Genomic DNA, 17,014 nt, shown 5'->3' with positions numbered 1-17,014 from the left:
ATTTTGGTCTAACTTTTGGGGGTCGGCTCAATTTGGGTTATGTTTTTTTTGCGCGATTTAGCAAAAAAAATAAGAAAATTTTTTTATAGAAAATACGTTATGATAATTTCTAAGAAAAGAAAACGGATACAAAAAAAGGAGCGAGCCTATTATGAAAGCCAACCAAAAGACACAGCCACTAACTCAGAGAGCACTATTTAGTATGAAACGGGAACGATTAGAAGCTAAAATTCTTACCTATTTCAAAAACACACAGGATACAGCCTCAGTCATCGAGTATCTAGTAGTTGTTATGCTGCGGAATGCGATTGTATGCAGCGACTTTTCTTTCTTGTGCTATGATTTAGTTCGAGAATTATTTATAACAGCTAAACCGAATGACGCTTTACGTAAATATTGTGTATATTTCAAAGACTATTTTTCCGCAGAGGGAGAATGGACAACCGTGATCGGTCGACTATTTAGTAACAAAAAAGAATACCAACGATTCACCGAAGTGGCTCGTTTTTATAAAAAAGTATTAGATACACCAAAAACTGGGGAATGCAAGAACCCAGATCTAGAAATTCGCTTGGTTTCTTTTTTTGAGGATGCCAGCGGGAAGAAGCATACTTTGACGATCCGAGACGCGGATGAGAGGGTCAGTATGGCCAAGCTAGCTAAAAGTTTAGAGATCCTAACTACGTTAAGTATTTTTAAAACAAAGGACGGGGTGCGCCGTTTCGTCAAGCTCGTTGATTTTGAACGCCCAGGGACAAAGGATACATTAGAAAAAGTAATGGAAGTGCTGCAAATTGAGGAGGATCAACCTTCCGAAGAAGCGGCAGAAACTATCGAAATCGTTGTGCCCACAGGGATTAATCCCACCACTTTAAGTGAAGAAGAAAGATTGGCTTTAGTTCAAGTGGTTCATCCAGAAGTGGTTCGTTTAGCGGATGCTCGAGTAGTATTTACAGAGCAGGATAAGGAACGAAGCCTATTGGAAGATCCAACTGTTGATCCTCTGATAGAAATTAATGATCCACCTATAAAGTTAGAAAGTGATTCTTTTGCGGGAGATTCAACTGCTGTCGAAACCACGAAATCAGCGACAACTGTTGCACAAAAGCCCAAGAAACATAAGCGCCTCAGTCCGAAAGAAGCCTATGTTCAATCGCTGATTGAAAAAAGACAGAATAAGTCACCGATAAACAGTGGAAATAAAAAGAAGAATGGCGGCAAGAAGAAAAAGAGGTAATAAAAATATAGCATCAGCCAATTGAGGATTTCTTCCTTGGCTTGCTTTGCTGTGGTAACGTTTTGATAATAAAAAGCGCCTAAGGAAAATATCTCCTTAGGCTATTTTTGCTGATAATTTTTGTAATAGAAAATCGCTAATTGGGTACGGTCACGAACTTCTAATTTTTCTAATAGCTGGCTGATATTATTTCGGACCGTCCCTTCACTTAAAAATAGTTCTTTGGCAATTTCCTTATTGTTTTTTCCATTGGCAACGGCAATCAAAATACTTTCTTCTCGTTCAGATAACTCAATAGTAGGTTGAGTTTGTGGTGCTTGACTGGTTAAGATGGAGGCTAATTTTCCGGCAATTTCTGTTCCAAAAACCGTTTGTCCATTATAGACGGCTTTGATTGCGGGGACGATACTAGCTAGGTCCTGCTTGATCAGATAGCCCTTTACACCAATCTGTAGGGCTTCGCGGATGTATTCATCATCGGAAAAAGTTGTTAGTAACAATATAACAGCGTCAGGAGCTTGCTTGAAAATTTCTTTTGCAGCCTCTATTCCTGTACTCTCTCCCATACGAATATCCGTTAATAGAACATCAGGATGTTCCTGCAAATATAAGTTCACCGCTTCAGCGGCAGAATTACCCGTATTTAGAACGTGTATTTCTTGCGACAGGTCTAAAATAGTCCTCAATGATTCTGTAACTAGTGGATCATCATCAACAACGACAACACGAATCATACAACTTCTCCTTAATCTTCATTTTTTATTCTAATAAGTAAAGGCTAACTTACATCAATTGATTTCTCGGAGTGCCGAGTGAGTATTTTTCGGTAGGATGACATGGATCATAAAATGATTGGGAGTTTGTGAGAGATGCATCTGACCGCCGATTTTTTCTAAACGTTGCTGCATACTTTTCAATCCAATACCGCTCCCGCTTTTTTTAGCCAACGTTCCATTATCAAGAATCTGTAATCGATAAAATGCCGGCAGCTCGTTGAATGAAAGAGTGACATTGGTCGCGTTACTGTGCTTCATAACATTGGCCAAGGCTTCTTTCATTACCATTAATAGGGTACGATCCTGCTCTTGAGTCAAATTTTCTGGGATATTGCCACGAATAGTCACTTCACAGAATTGAAAATCCGCAATAAGAAAGTCCAATCCCTTTCTGAAGGAAAGCGAGGTTTCATGCAAATCATGAACACTTTCGCGAATATTATCCATCCCAGTGTGAATAGTCACTTTTAATTGAGTTAACGGCTCTTTCAAAGAATCCGCTTGATTGATAGCTTCGATTGCTCCTAATTGAATGATGGCGCTAGAGAGCAAATGCCCGACGTTATCATGGATGTCACGAGCGATTCGATTTCGCTCCTCTGAGATTTCCAGATCGATGAAGGTCTCTTGTGATTGTATCAATTCTTGATTTTTTTGTTTTAGAAGTTCTTGTTTTTCCCAGCTATCATCCTTTAACTGCAAAAAAGCTTCTTCTAGTTCCATCTGTTTTTTCCCACGCCAAGCTAAGAGTATAGCAAAGCAGCTTAAACAAAAAATCAGTAGGTGCTCAGATGAAGAATAGCCATCTTGGAATAAAGGAATGACCAATACAATCAATCCCCAACTCCAAATGACTTCTTCTCGCCAGGAGATTCGCAAATTAGCTGGCAAAAAAATGAGCAGCATAGGCCAAAAAAAACTTAAAATTAATAGTGGAAAGACCCCCATTGCTTGGCCTAATGATTTTTTCAGCAATAGGGCGGGTGCGGCTAAGAGAATACTGGCCAATAGGTAGACGACCATTTGTGGTTTGAACTCCTGCTGAAACAAGAGGACGATACCGATAATTTCAAAGAAGAAAAAATCCGCCCAATATTTATTTAAATGCTTCATTGTCTCTCCTAACTTCTAGCTGAAATATGATTTCACGTAAACTTCTTCACAAAATGACATTTGTCATTCTATGATTGGCCGAAACTCACTGTAATAAATTTTCTAATTTTATTATAGTAAATGTAAGATGAAAAGGAAAAGGAGTTTTTCAAATGTTAATTGAAATCGAAAACTTAGTAAAGCGCTACGGTGATTTCACCGCTTTGAACCATTTAAACCTATCCGTGAAAAAGGGTGAAATTTTGGGTCTATTAGGACCAAATGGGAGCGGAAAATCTACCACTATCAATTGTGTTCTCTCATTGCTGACTTATGATCGAGGCTCAATCAAAATTTTCGGTGAAGAGATGGGACCAGAAAAATATGGAATCAAACAAAAAATCGGGGTTGTGCCTCAAGAGATTGCTCTTTTTGAAGAACTGAGTGTTACGGACAATATCAATTATTTTTGCGGGTTGTATGTGCAAGAAAAGAGCAAACGAGAGCAATATGTAGAAGAGGTCATTCAACTTGTTGGTTTAGAAGAATTTCGAAAATTTTATCCTAGACAGCTAAGCGGCGGTTTGAAGCGTCGATTGAATATTGCCTGTGGGATCGTGCATAAACCAGAGCTGATCTTTTTAGATGAACCAACTGTCGCTGTCGATCCACAAAGTCGTAACAAGATTTTGGATAGTATTAAAGAGCTGAACCGTCAAGGAGCGACAATCGTTTATACAACTCATTATATGGAAGAAGTCGAGATCTTATGTAACCATATTGTGATTATTGATCAAGGACAAGTAATCGCTGAGGGCAGTAAAGAGCAACTGAAAAATATGGTTCGCGAAAATGAAAAATTAATTATCGAGGTTCCAGGATTGACTGAAGAACAAGTGGCAACGGTTGAGGGATTCCCATCTATTTTGGAAGTAACTTATGATGAGAGCTATCTAAAAATAACCACTAAGGATTTGAAAAAGGCACTGCTGCCAATTTTGAATTATTTTGAAACAGAAAAAATTATGTACGCCAATATCCACACGCAAGAGGCAACACTAAACGATGTTTTCTTGGAAATCACCGGAAAAGAATTAAGGGATTAGGGGGGAGATTATGTTTATTCGTTTATTTATTTATCGCTTGCGCGTCTTATTAAGAAATCGTAGTCTGCTTTTTTGGACCTTTGCCTTTCCGGTCGTTTTAGGATTATTGTTCAATCTAGCCTTTGGCAACTTAGATGAAATGATGTCCTTAGAAACATCGAAGGTTGGGATCGTCTCTACAGATGAAACGAAAGCAGAACAGTTTAAAACGGTTTTAAAGGAAATAAAAGACGATGATGATGAAGTGGTCTTTAAGAGTAAAGAACTGTCAAAAAAAGAAGCACAGGCACAATTGTCGGATGATGAGATTGCCGGCTATTTTGAAATTGATGCAGAGACTATCGAGCTATTTGTTAGTAAAAGCGGCACGCAGCAAACCGTTTTAAAGGAACTTTTGAATCAATATCTACAAAATACAGATAAAATTGAAACGTTGATGGCAACTGGGACGGTACAGCCACAAATGTTCAATCAGGTACTTGAACAAAAGAGCTATGTAAAAGATGGCAATGGTACTGGAAACTTCAACTTGAAATCTTTTTATTTCTTTACGTTAGTCGGGATGACCGTCATGTACGGATTTATGTGGGGACTGCGCAACGCGAACGATCAACAAGCCAATCAATCGCCAGAGGGGATGCGTCTATGCTTGATTCCACGGAATAAATTGCTGGTGTCCTTTGCCAATATGCTGGCAAGTTTTGTCCTCTTCTTCGTTCAGACGACCTTGATCTTGATGTTTTATCGTTTTGTTTATCAAGTCGAGTTTGGGGATCATTGGAACTGTATCCTACTCGTTTGCGCCCTTGGTGCATTTACGGCGATTTCTTTTGGGACGTTGATTGGGAATGCATTATCCAAGCTGGCCTTTCAACAAAAGATTTCGATTGGGATCTCTATATCCATGATTATGAGCTTTTTAGCAGGAATGATGGGATCACAATCGATCAAATATTGGATTGATGTCCATGTTCCATTGCTAGGACGAATCAATATCGTAAATCTAATTAGTGAAAGCTTGTATCAGCTGTTTTATTATCAATCTCTCGATCCCTTTTATACGAATTTATTGTGGCTAGCTGGGGTTGGTATTTTATTTATCCTATTAAATTATTCTTTTGAGAGGAAGGTGCAATATGACCACTTATAGAGCGATCCTGCAAATTCTGAAGAAGAATAAGGGGAGTCTGTCATTAGGGATAATCATTATGGTAGTTATCACAATGTTTTATGCCGGTCAATTAACTAAAGACGCAGAAGAATTGACGGGTGCGAAAATTGCCGTTCTCTCAAAAGATGATTCTGCTATTGAAAAAGGCTTTGTAGATTATTTAGGAAAACAACACACGATTGTTCAATTAAAGGATACTTCTGAAAAGAGTTTGGATGATGCGCTTTACTTTGATGAAGTAGAGTATATTCTTGAGATACCTAAGAATTTCTCAGAAAAATTGTCTAAAGGAGAAGACGTGAAGCTAACAAGCAAGACCCGTCCAGCAACCTTTTCACAATCCTTAGTGGACACAACGATAAACAACTATCTCAATACCTTTTTGACGTATCAAAAGCAAATGCCAGAGCTAAGTCAAAAGGAGTTATTAAAGCAAACAAAAACAACCTTGAGCAAAGATGGAAAAGTACATTTCGATTCAAGCTACCATAAAAAGAAGAAACGAAATGTCACGGGTCAGATTTATAATCTCTTGGCTTATGGAATGTTCATGACAATCTTCAGCGGTTACGCGGTAGTGAATTTGGCCTTTAATCGGGAGGAAATCAGTCGCCGAAACAGCTGTTCACCCATTTCCCGTCGGAAACTGTCTCGCAAAATATCAATAGGCAACTTGGCCTATTCAGTCTGCTGCTGGCTTCTATTTGTAGCCTTCGTATTAGCAGTTACTAGAAATAGCATGGATCAGGTGATGGGGTATTTCCTGCTGAACACAGTATCATTCTTTGTCGCGATTGTTAGTTTCTCTATTTTGATCACCAGTATTTTACAGAAGGAAGATGCGATCAGCGGGATTAATAATATCTTTATAATGGGAAGCTGTTTTGTCGGCGGGGTATTTGTTCCAAGTGAATTTTTACCCGATGCGGTGAATAAGATCGCTGCTTTTACGCCAACCTACTGGTTTGTACAGAACAATGAATTGATCGGAAAAACAGTCAGCTTTGATCAGGCCTTTTTAGATAAGTTTTTATTCCAATCAGGGGTTCTATTAGCCTTTGCCGCTGTATTTTGGGTGATTCATCTGATCACGATGCGGGAAAAGGGCACTTGGTCATTGAAAAAAGTTCAAGCCTAATTAAAAAATCAGCGTGTCCTTCCTAGCACGCTGATTTTTTTAATCTTCAAAGTAAATTTGCTGTTCTTCACCAAAAAAGATTGGCAATAGATCATTTAAAGTTCCTGCAAGCTGCTGTGTGGTCAATGCTGTCTTTTTTACCCAAAAAAGATCATCAGGCACTACTTGTTTCTTTACTTTGGCAGTGTAAAGAAAAGCCAGCTCACGTGTTTCTTTCGCTAAATGATTCCACTCTGCTGTCCCACGCAAAAGTGGCTGTACTACTAACCCAGTTTCTTCTTCGATTTCTCTAACGGCTGCCTCATAGCTGCCCTCATCCTTTTCTACATGTCCGCCAGGAAAGGTCCAGCCGGGCCAATCCTTTTTCTTCCGGTCTTGGACCAGTACCTCGTCTTGGTCGTTTTCGATCATTACCATCATGGTCAGTTCAATTGCTAATACGCGTGCCATTCGATCACCTCCTAGTGATTATACAACATACTACGCAGATTTTTTTGACAATGGTATACTGATTTATAGGTAAAAAGGGTCGTTCTTCATTTTTTAGAAGAGTATCCTAGTAAGTAGTATTTTATTTTTGAGGTAAAGCAGGAGGAGTAAGAGTGGAGAAAAAGGAAGAACAATTATTGATCGATCTGACATCAGCCCGAGGAATCGCGGGAAATGAAGACGAGGTCAGAGAAGTTTTCAAAAGCTATGCACAGGATTTTGCTGATGATATTTTCTTTGACGGTTTAGGCAGTGTGATCGCGAAACACGGAGGCGGCGGAGGTCCCAAAGTATTTATCTCTGGTCATTTGGATGAAGTCGGCTTTATGGTAACAAAGATTACGGAAAAGGGATTTTTAGAATTTCAAACGATCGGCGGCTGGTGGAATCAAGTCATGCTGGCGCAACAAGTGGAAATCAAAACTCGTAAAGGAAAGATTATCCATGGGGTGATCGGTTCTAAGCCACCTCACGTGTTGACACCGGAAGCACGTAAAAGACCGTTTGAAATTAAGGATATGTTTATTGATATCGGGGCTTCTAGTGCGGAAGAAGCAAAAGAATGGGGCATTCGTCCTGGAGATATGGTGACGCCGTATATTCACTACCAACGAATGAATGAGTCTAAATTTTTACTCGCAAAAGCATGGGACAACCGAATTGGTACAGCTGTCGCGTTACGGGTATTAGAAAATCTATCTAAACGGGAGCATCATAATGTTTTGTTCGCCGGCAGCGACGTTCAAGAAGAAGTTGGTTTGCGGGGGGCTCGTACAAGCTCACATATCGTAAATCCTGACATCGCTTTTGCTTTGGATACAGGGACTGCTGGAGATACACCAGGAATGACGCCGAAAGAAGCGGACTCTGTGTTAGGCAAGGGACCGCAGATCCTGATTTACGATGCCTCTATGGTTCCTCATAAAAAATTATTGGATTTTGTGATTGATGTGGCGGAAGAGTTAAACATTCCTTTCCAATATACGGTCATCGCTGGTGGTGGAACCGATGCTGGACAAATGCACTTGACCCGTGATGGTGTGCCTTCGTTAGCGATTACTGTACCGGTTCGTTATCTACATTCACATACATCGGTCATCCATGAAGAGGATTATTTTAATACAGTAAAACTAGTCACAGAAGTTGTTGCACGTTTAGATTACGAAACAGTTGGTGAAATCAAGAATTATTAAAAGCTGTCGCTAAATTGGTTGCATTGGATTTTTTGTTTGTTCCTATTCTTTGAATAAGGGGTATTAACAGCAGGAATACAAAGATCGATACAAAACGAACCGAGCTGAGTCATCTAAAAAGAGAGTTGAAATTGTTTGAGAAGCTCAGTCCAGGAAATGTTCCAATTGCTCTTGAAGCCAAACGAGTCGAACGTAAAATACAGCATTTAACCAAAGAAATCTCAGAATTAAAAAAATCGTAGAAAAAAATTTTCCGCGAATCGTGAATAAGGAGTGTATCTATGAGTCTAAGTGAATATCGTCAAAGAGCCAAAGACCGTCTGAATGGTCAATGGGGGATCAACGTGGGGTTGATCGTAATTGTTGGATTGTTAACAGGAGCGATCAGTAACGTTTCCACGATGACCAGCAATACAAATCTTCAATTAGGAATCTCATTTTTATTGAGCATTTTTGTTTTATTTGCTTTCAGCTATGCCCTCTATTACATCAGCTTGTACGTCGTGCGTGGCGGTCGAGCAGAATTAGGGCAAATTTTCGTGGTCTTTCAACAGGGCTATTACGTTCCGTTGATGCTGATCAATATTATTGCCCAAGTCGTACAATATGTATTAGCGGCAATTTTCTTTATTCCATTGTTACTGCAGGCGGGCAGCAGTGTGTACATTTCGCTGATTTCAACAGGAGGCGTGACCAGTGTAGACAACGTCTCTACCTTGTTGAATGTCGGCATTCTTAGTTTGTATGTTGTTTTGACACTGGCTTTCTTACTCGTGACAACAATCATCAGTATCATTTTCAAATTTGCTGTTTGGGTAAAATTTGATTATCCAGATTTAAGTGTGGGCGATTGCATCAAGCGTGCTTGGTCATTACTGAAGGATCGTTGGGGAAAATATATCTTATTGCAATTATCCTTTATTGGATGGTATATCTTAGGTTTTGTGGCTTTGATCGTAGGACTGCTTTTCGTGGCTGTCTATGTAAACACGGCAAGTGCGGCATTCTATGATCAAGCGTTACAGGAAAAAATTGATCAGGGGGAATTCGCATGAAATTGACCGTCCTTGGTTGTTTAGGTGCCTATCCTTACGAAGGACAAGGAACGACTAGTTATTTGCTGCAAGCGGATGGCTTTAATTTATTATTAGACGCTGGCAGTTCAACGCTTGTTGAGCTGGAAAAGGAGCTGGATCCCTTGGATTTGGATGCAGTGATCTTAACTCACTATCATCATGATCATATTGCGGATCTAGGGGTATTGCAATATTATTGGCAGCTCTATCCAACGCAAACACCGAAGCCTATTTTGCCGATCTATGGGCACACAGAAGACGAATTTCATTTCAACGATTTGACGATGGAAGGCGTTACTGAAGGCCGCGCTTATTTTGAAGCAGAAGAATTGAAACTTGGACCGTTTCTTGTTACGTTTATGAAGACGATTCATCCGGTACCTTGCTATGCAATGCGCTTTGTCGAAGAAAAGACCGGTGCTGTCTTTGTCTTCACGGGTGATTCTGGTTATCTAGAGTCCTTCAATGAGTTTGCCAAAGAGGCCGATCTGTTTTTAGCAGATACGTACTTATTTGATGGAAACGAACACCATAAAGCACATTTTACAGCTGGTGAAGCGGGCACATTTGCCAAAAATGCGGCAGTCAAAAAGCTAGTGTTGACTCATTTGCCTCAACAGGGCGATTTAGAAGAACTACGTCAGCAGGCGGCTGCTACAAGCAATGGCATTCCAGTTGAATTGGCACAGCCTCACAAAGTTTTTGAGATTTAAAAATAATTTATTCCTTAACAGGAGCTAGGAGTTGGAAACATGCTATATGTACCAAATGACAAAGAACGTGATCCACGAATAAACCTTGCCATCGAGACGTATCTATTACAGAACATGCCATTAGACGAACCGATCCTGCTTTTTTATATTAATGAGCCGTCCATTATTATCGGTCGTAATCAAAATACGATTGAAGAGATCAACAAAGAATACGTGGATGAAAAAGGGATTCATGTTGTTCGTCGGTTAAGTGGTGGAGGGGCTGTTTATCACGACCTTGGGAATTTGAATTTCAGCTTCATTATGCCAGATGATGGCAACTCCTTTAGAGATTTCAAAAAATTAACGGAACCAATCGTTGAAGCCCTTCATAAGCTGGGGATCGAAGGGGCTCAGTTAAAAGGTCGGAATGATTTAGTAATTGACGATAAAAAGTTCTCCGGTAATGCGATGTATTCAACCAATGGCCGGATGTTTGCTCATGGAACCTTGATGTTTGATAGCGACATTGACGAAGTGGTCAATGCCTTGAAGGTCAAAAAAGACAAAATCGAATCAAAAGGAATTAAGTCGATTCGTTCTCGAGTGACAAATATTAAGGATTATTTGCCAGCAGATAAACAAGACATGACAACAGAAGAATTTCGCCAAGCGATCCTGTTGCAAATTTTTGGCGTAGAGAGTGTCGATCAAGTAAAGACTCATGAGCTGAATGAGGAAGACTGGAAAGCTATCAATCAAATTTCTGATGAGTACTACAAAAATTGGGATTGGAACTATGGCCGTTCACCAGAGTTTAACTTGGAGCGGCAAAAACGTTTCCCAATTGGTTCAATCGAAGTACGTCTAGATGTAGCGAATGGTGTCATCGAAAAAGCGAAAGTCTTCGGAGACTTCTTCGGATTAGGTGAGATCAAGGACGTAGAAAATCAATTGATTGGTACACGCTATGAGAAAACAGCGCTAGAAGAAAGCATCGATCAAATCGATTTGACGCATTACTTTGGCAATATTACCAAAGAAGATTTCCTATCATTAATCTATTAAAAGCTCGCGACCTTTCCATTTGAGAAAGGTCGTTTTTTTGTGAGGCGAAAGTTTTTTCGAGTAAGGCTCAGCTTTGCTCATGCACAGAAAGAAGAAGCGGATTAAATCGTGGTAGCCGACTGAAAACTTTGGCTTCTTTTGGTAAGATAGGAATAGAAAAAAGCCCGACAAAGGAGCCCTACATGAAAAAGCGCGAGTTCATTGTTCAAGACATATTGAGTAAGATTTATCAGGAAGAATTTAAAGAAGGAAAATTACCAAATCAGCGAAAGCTGGCACAAATCTATGGCGTATCTCGATTTACCATTCAGCAAGCGGTGAAAAATTTAGAAGAGATTGGGATTGTCCGCGTTGTTCAGGGGTCTGGAATTTTTGTCCATGAGAAATGGGTGAAAAATCCACTGATCTTTAATTCTTTGACTCGTACTCCTTACGATCGGATTGACTCAAAAATGATTGAATTAAAAAAGGCGCCAGCCACCTTAGACGAACAAAAGATTTTCCAAATTGATGAAGGGGACGAGGTGTGGACTTTTGAGCGCATCCGCATTGTCAATTACAAAATTGAACAGTTGGAAATCTCGAAAATGCCAACAGCAATGTTTCCAGATTTGTCACAAGAGGTCATTGAGCATTCGATCCAAAATTATGTCGAACAGAAAGGGTTTCGTATATCCCATTATATTACCAGTTATGACCCAATCACCACTTCAAAGGAGCAGTCAAAGCTGCTTTTGTGTAAGCGTGGAACCCCTGCGATGCAGATTACAAATCGAGCTATTTTGGAAGATGGACAGGTTTTTGAATACAGTAGCATCGTGGCGATCGATTACTCAGTAACGTATATTCGGCCCTTTGATCGTGAGATTCATCGTTCAAGGATTGATTAGAAATTTCATCACAAGAGAAATGGATGCTAAAAATATGTAGTGAAACACAAAAAGGTAAAGTCCGAAAGTAGACTTTACCTTTTTCTTATGGGGTTACAATTGTTCCATCTGGTGTTCGACTTTGCGTCCATTCATGGGGACGGTAAACGACAGGATATTCAGCAGCCATCTCTTCATTGAAGGTCACCCCGATTCCGCTTTGTTCGATCGGATAAAAGAAGCCCTGCTCTGGTGCTGGAATGTTACCAAAGAGCTTCTGAGTATTTTGGGGCACATCAATATTTTCTTGGATAGCTGCATTGTGTAAATGAATATTTAAATGTGTATTGACTGCTAAACCAATCGGTGTGATATCCGATGGTGTATGCCAGGCGATTCGAATTCCCATGGCTTCACAGAAATGGGCCAATTTCAATGCAGGAGTGATTCCACCAATTTGAGATACATGTGCGCGCATATAATCGATTTGACGATTGCGGACTAACTCCTTCCATTCCATGGGATTGTTGAATAATTCTCCCGTCGCAATCGGTGTCGCAGATTGACTGCGTAATTGCGCAAGCCATTCATTTTGGTTTGGTGGTAAGATATCCTCTAAGAAGAAAAGATTATATTTTTCCGCAGCTTTTGCAAAGTTGATGGCTTGATTAGGATGCAAGCGTTCATGAACATCGTGCAGCATTTGGAATTGCTGACCGTATTTTTTTTGAATACTAGCAAACATTTTTAACGTTGTTTGCATATACTCTTCCTGGTCGAAATAAGAGCCGTTAATTGGATTTTCGGGGGTCTCTAATTTGCTGGGATTACCGCCGTAAAAACCTAATTGGCAACGAATGTAGCGATAGCCTTCTGCAAGAAATTTGTCAATCTCACCGTACAAAGCGGTTAAATTATCTGCGACAGCGTGGGTATAAGCCGGAATTGCTGTGCGTGCTTTACCACCTAGCAGTTGATACAAAGGCATGTCAGCTAGTTTTCCTTTAATATCCCAAAGTGCCATGTCCACACCGGAGATTGCATTGTTGGTAATCGGTCCGTTTCGCCAATAAGAGTTGACGTTCATCACTTGCCAGATATCCTCAATTTGGTTCGCATCTCTACCAATAAGTAAAGGTTTCAAGTATTCTTCGACGACCGTTTGAACGGCTAATGGCCGAAATTGGAAAGTTCCACAGCCGACGCCGGATACCCCTTTATCAGTTTCGACCTTTACGACTAATAAATTATGACGGTCCGGTTTGATTGCGAAGCTTTTTATATCAGTAATGATTGTTGGTGTCATTTTTTTCACTCCAATGTACGTAAATATGAATCATTTGCAAACTCATTGAAACATGTAGATGATAGGGCTGTCAATTTGGACTAAAAAAAGAGAGTAAAGAGATGTAAAAACAGTCCAATTTTTAAATAAATTTTATGTGAACGTTGATATAAAGCTGATTTCTTTTGTTTTTAATAAAAAAGGACTGGTTTTACAAGGGAGTATGACCATGCTACTATGTTGTTGAAAACGGAAACACGTTTCGTCGAGTTTCAAAGAATAAGGAGGAAAAAAAGTGAAGCACGAAGATGTAGCAAAGCAAATCATTAAAAATGTTGGTGGTGCAGAGAATATCAATAATGCTTGGCATTGTATGACTAGGTTGCGTTTCAATTTAAAGGATGAAAAGCAGGTTAATTACGCTGAGTTGGAAAAAATAGCTGAAGTAGTTGGAACGAAGTATCAAAGCGATCAGCTGCAGGTAGTCATTGGAACGAATGTAGCGGATTATTTTGGACCAATTGTCAAAGTGTTAGGTCTTGATGAGAATAATCAACAAGCTGATGGAGAGAAAAAAGGAGCAGTATCCTTATTCATGGACACTGTTTCTGGAGTATTCGGACCAATTGTTCCAGCGATTGCCGGTGCGGGCATGATCAAAGGGCTAATGGCGGGATTAGTTGCATTGAATGTGATTTCTAACCAAACAGATACCTACTTAATCATTGATATGATTGCCAGTGGGGTATTTACGTTCTTGCCATTTTTTGTTGCTGCCTCGGCTGCTAGGATTTTCAAAACAAATCAATATTTATCGGTCGCTATCGCTGCCACACTACAATTTCCGACGATGACTACGGCAGTCGCTGAAGGCTCTGTTTCCGCCTTTAAGCTGTTTGGTGTGATTCCTGTACCTGTCTTTAACTATGCAGGAACGGTAATTCCAATCATCTTTGCAGTATTGGCCTTAAGTTATATCTATCGTTGGGTCGATAAGGTGCTGCCGCAGGTTTTACGGACAGTGTTTACGCCAACTATTTCTTTATTCGTAGCAGGATTGGTTACTTTGACAGTTATTGGGCCAATCAGTATTCACTTAGGAAACCTATTAGCGGCTGGTGTGGCTTGGTTATTCTCCATTTCTCCTGTTTTGGCTGGTGTTGTGGTGGGGGCAATTCGCCCAATAGCGATCTTCACTGGATTACATCATGCGATGACTCCTATCGCTTTGCAAAATTTTGCGAACCAAGGCTATGATATGCTGATGCCAATGATGTTCATGGCGAATATGGCAATTACAGGTGCGACAGCTGCAATTTATACGAAGGTCAAATCAAAAGAGGAAAAATCACTGGTTCTATCTTCGGCAGTTTCTGGTTTACTAGGAATTACTGAACCTGCTTTATTCGGGATTTTATCAAAATATAAGAAGGCTTTCATTGCCGCAACTATCGGTAGTTCGATTGCATCGGCATTTATCAGCTTTTTCGGTGTTCGTATCTATGGTTATATCTTATCAAGTATCTTCAGTCTGCCGGCCTATATCGGTCAATACTTTATCTTTGCGGTTCTGGGAATTTTGATTGCATTGATCTCTTCCTTTGTAATCACGTATATGCTCGTTCCAGTCGAAGAGGCAGAAGAGGATGACTTTAATAACGAAGTAAATCTACATTCTGTTGCTAGAGGCAGTTATGTTCCACTAGAAGATGTGCCGGATGAAGTCTTTTCAACAAAAATGATGGGAGATGGATTTGCGATCAAGTCAGTTGATGGTGCCGTTTTTGCTCCTGTCAGCGGAACAGTGACAACCGTCTTTCCTTCAAAGCATGCAATTGGAATCAAGACTGGTAATGGCATTGAGGTTCTTGTTCATATGGGGATCGATACAGTAACGTTAGATGGAAAAGGCTTTAATGTATCAGTAAAAGTTGGCGATAAAGTTACAGCGGAATCAAAAATTGCTCAAATGGACCTAGACTATATTCATAGTCAAGGCAAGGAAACAATGATCATTGTAGTCATTACCAACATGGAGCGAGTACTGAAATTCTCAGGAGAAAGAAATTTAGAAGGACAACATCAAGCAGGTGCCTTATTGGAAAGAGCTTTGCTAAATGGATAGGAGAAGAAATCAATGAAAAGAATAGAAATCTTATCACGCATAGAAAAGGCCGGGGTCATTGCGGTTGTCAGAGGAAAGACTCCAGTAGAGGCAGTCAAAGCTAGTCAGGCCATTATTGCCGGGGGGGTGAAGGGGATTGAAGTTACTTTTACAGTCCCTAATGCGCAATCAGCTATCCATGAATTGGTAAATGATTACCGAGATCAGGATGTAGTGATTGGTGCGGGAACAGTCTTAGATGCAGTAACCGCTCGGCTAGCAATTATGGCAGGAGCAGAGTTTGTTGTTAGTCCAAGTTTTGATCAAGAGACTGCAGAACTGTGCAATCTATATCAAATCCCTTATCTGCCAGGCTGCATGACTATAACAGAAATGCAGCAAGCGCTGAAAAATGGTGTAGATATCATTAAACTTTTCCCAGGAAGTGTTAGCGGGCCAAGTATTGTTTCAGCTGTAAAAGCACCGCTGCCTCATGCAAACCTCATGCCTACTGGTGGTGTGAATTTGGAGAACATGCAAACTTGGTTTGAAGCGGGAGTTGTAGCGGTTGGTGTGGGTGGTAATTTGTTGGCACCAGCTGCAGAAGGGGATTTCGCTAAAGTAACGGAAATTGCACAGCAATATGCGACAAAGCTGCAAAAGATTCGGAGAGAAGCAAATGGCTAAGATTGTCTGTTTGGGAGAAATTATGTTGCGGCTATCTGTCGAAACAGGGATTCGTCTGAACCATACGCAACAATTAGAGGCATACTACGGTGGTGGCGAAGCGAATGTTGCTGTCTCCTTAGCTAACTATGGACATCAAGTACAATTCGCTAGTAAGATTGCTGACAATGGACTTGGTCAAGCAGCTGAGCGTCATTTAAGAAGTTACGGAGTAGCTACTGACTATTTGTTAAAAGCGCAAGGTAGAATGGGAGTTTATTATGTGGAGCAAGGGAATGCTCAACGTGCAACTTCTGTCATCTATGATCGGCAATACTCTACATTTTCATTGATGAGTGAATTGGAATGGAAGCTGCAAGATCTATTTTCCGATGTGGAAATTTTTCATATTTCAGGTATTACTCCAGCACTTTCAGAATATTGGAAAGAACTGACCATCGAATTAACCAAGACGGCTAAAAAGACTGGTTGCAAAGTAAGCTTCGATTGTAACTATCGTCAAAGTCTTTGGAGCCAAGGTGAGGCGGGGGCTTTTCTAAAAAAAGTTTTGCCTTTAGTGGATTATTGTTCAGCTGGAAAAATGGACGCCATTTATTTATTAGGTGTTCCAGAAACTGAAGAGGATATTGTCTATTATTATCAAAAAATGCAGGAGCTATTTCCAAACATAACGGCCTTTTATTCTACAAATCGCAGCGTTCATTCAACCTGCGTCCACGAATTACAGGGAACACTGTGGCTCAATGGAAAATGCTACACCTCAAAAAATCATCTAATTGATCCAATTGTGGACCGAATTGGCGGTGGGGATGCTTTTACTGGTGGAATCTTACATGGTCTAATTAACGATTATTTGCCAATTGAAACAATTGAATTTGCAACAGGCGCTTCCGCTTTGAAACATTCAGTAAAGGGTGATTGTAATCAATTTACTGAAGAGGAAGTAGTCTCATTTATTCAAAGTTCTACCGCAACAATCAAGCGATAAAAAAATCAGGGAACCGCTTCTTCCATAAAGCGGCGCCCTGATT

General features: G+C 40.2%; 16 protein-coding genes. 12 read left to right on the top strand and 4 right to left on the bottom strand.

Annotated features, from left to right (window positions below):
• Nucleotides 1-151: 151 nt before the first annotated feature.
• Nucleotides 152-1,237 (top strand): hypothetical protein, encoded by a 1,086-nt coding sequence (locus RV13_RS17535; RefSeq protein WP_060789539.1) that lies wholly within the window; start codon nt 152-154, stop codon nt 1,235-1,237.
• A 101-nt stretch (nt 1,238-1,338) separates the two neighbouring features.
• Here RV13_RS17535 and RV13_RS17530 read toward each other — a convergent pair whose 3' ends face one another.
• Both RV13_RS17530 and RV13_RS17525 read right to left on the bottom strand, forming a co-directional pair.
• Entirely contained in the window at nt 1,339-1,971 is a 633-nt protein-coding gene (locus RV13_RS17530; RefSeq protein WP_010745666.1) for a response regulator transcription factor, read from the bottom strand.
• A 54-nt stretch (nt 1,972-2,025) separates the two neighbouring features.
• Complete coding sequence (locus RV13_RS17525) at nt 2,026-3,126, bottom strand: sensor histidine kinase (RefSeq protein ID WP_060789538.1); 1,101 nt, start codon at nt 3,124-3,126, stop codon at nt 2,026-2,028.
• A gap of 152 nt (nt 3,127-3,278) precedes the next feature.
• Here RV13_RS17525 and RV13_RS17520 point away from each other — a divergent pair, with 152 nt between their 5' ends.
• From RV13_RS17520 to RV13_RS17510, 3 genes are read left to right on the top strand one after another with little or no spacing between them, the layout of a single operon-like run.
• Complete coding sequence (locus RV13_RS17520) at nt 3,279-4,211, top strand: ABC transporter ATP-binding protein (RefSeq protein ID WP_010745668.1); 933 nt, start codon at nt 3,279-3,281, stop codon at nt 4,209-4,211.
• 10 nt (nt 4,212-4,221) lie between these two features.
• Nucleotides 4,222-5,361, top strand: coding sequence for an ABC transporter permease (locus RV13_RS17515; protein WP_060789537.1), 1,140 nt, complete (start codon nt 4,222-4,224; stop codon nt 5,359-5,361).
• Entirely contained in the window at nt 5,348-6,520 is a 1,173-nt protein-coding gene (locus RV13_RS17510) for an ABC transporter permease (protein ID WP_071875981.1), read from the top strand. The genes RV13_RS17515 and RV13_RS17510 overlap by 14 nt, the downstream gene beginning before the upstream one ends.
• Nucleotides 6,521-6,559: 39 nt before the next feature.
• Here the strand turns inward: RV13_RS17510 and RV13_RS17505 are convergent, their stop codons facing one another.
• The gene (locus RV13_RS17505; protein ID WP_060789536.1) at nt 6,560-6,970 is read right to left on the bottom strand and encodes an NUDIX domain-containing protein; all 411 of its coding nucleotides are present in this window, start codon (nt 6,968-6,970) and stop codon (nt 6,560-6,562) included.
• Nucleotides 6,971-7,122: 152 nt separating this feature from the next.
• On the opposite strand from RV13_RS17505, the gene RV13_RS17500 reads away from it, so the two are divergent.
• From RV13_RS17500 to RV13_RS17475, 5 genes are all read left to right on the top strand, one after another.
• Entirely contained in the window at nt 7,123-8,202 is a 1,080-nt protein-coding gene (locus RV13_RS17500; protein WP_060789535.1) for a M42 family metallopeptidase, read from the top strand.
• A 281-nt stretch (nt 8,203-8,483) separates the two neighbouring features.
• Entirely contained in the window at nt 8,484-9,257 is a 774-nt protein-coding gene (locus RV13_RS17490) for a DUF975 family protein (RefSeq protein WP_060789533.1), read from the top strand.
• Nucleotides 9,254-9,991, top strand: coding sequence for an MBL fold metallo-hydrolase (locus tag RV13_RS17485; RefSeq protein ID WP_060789532.1), 738 nt, complete (start codon nt 9,254-9,256; stop codon nt 9,989-9,991). Before RV13_RS17490 ends, RV13_RS17485 begins: the two co-directional genes overlap by 4 nt.
• A gap of 39 nt (nt 9,992-10,030) precedes the next feature.
• Entirely contained in the window at nt 10,031-11,038 is a 1,008-nt protein-coding gene (gene lplA / locus RV13_RS17480) for a lipoate--protein ligase (RefSeq protein ID WP_060789531.1), read from the top strand.
• Nucleotides 11,039-11,220: 182 nt separating this feature from the next.
• Nucleotides 11,221-11,928 carry a GntR family transcriptional regulator gene (locus tag RV13_RS17475; protein WP_060789530.1) on the top strand — a complete coding sequence of 236 codons (708 nt, stop codon included), beginning with the start codon at nt 11,221-11,223 and terminating at the stop codon, nt 11,926-11,928.
• 85 nt (nt 11,929-12,013) lie between these two features.
• Here the strand turns inward: RV13_RS17475 and RV13_RS17470 are convergent, their stop codons facing one another.
• Complete coding sequence (locus tag RV13_RS17470; protein WP_060789529.1) at nt 12,014-13,213, bottom strand: enolase C-terminal domain-like protein; 1,200 nt, start codon at nt 13,211-13,213, stop codon at nt 12,014-12,016.
• 274 nt (nt 13,214-13,487) lie between these two features.
• Between RV13_RS17470 and RV13_RS17465 the strand changes: the two genes are divergently transcribed.
• The 3 genes from RV13_RS17465 to RV13_RS17455 are packed head-to-tail and all read left to right on the top strand — an operon-like array spanning nt 13,488 to nt 16,971.
• Complete coding sequence (locus RV13_RS17465; protein WP_060789528.1) at nt 13,488-15,317, top strand: glucose PTS transporter subunit IIA; 1,830 nt, start codon at nt 13,488-13,490, stop codon at nt 15,315-15,317.
• Nucleotides 15,318-15,329: 12 nt separating this feature from the next.
• Complete coding sequence (locus tag RV13_RS17460; RefSeq protein WP_060789527.1) at nt 15,330-15,983, top strand: bifunctional 2-keto-4-hydroxyglutarate aldolase/2-keto-3-deoxy-6-phosphogluconate aldolase; 654 nt, start codon at nt 15,330-15,332, stop codon at nt 15,981-15,983.
• Nucleotides 15,976-16,971 carry a sugar kinase gene (locus RV13_RS17455; RefSeq protein ID WP_060789526.1) on the top strand — a complete coding sequence of 332 codons (996 nt, stop codon included), beginning with the start codon at nt 15,976-15,978 and terminating at the stop codon, nt 16,969-16,971. Before RV13_RS17460 ends, RV13_RS17455 begins: the two co-directional genes overlap by 8 nt.
• Nucleotides 16,972-17,014 lie beyond the last annotated feature (43 nt).

The sequence above is a fragment of the Enterococcus raffinosus genome (assembly GCF_001886185.1).
GTDB classification, from domain to species: domain Bacteria; phylum Bacillota; class Bacilli; order Lactobacillales; family Enterococcaceae; genus Enterococcus_A; species Enterococcus_A raffinosus.
Note: the sequence above shows the minus strand (reverse complement) of the source record. Positions and strands in the feature narration are given on the sequence as shown.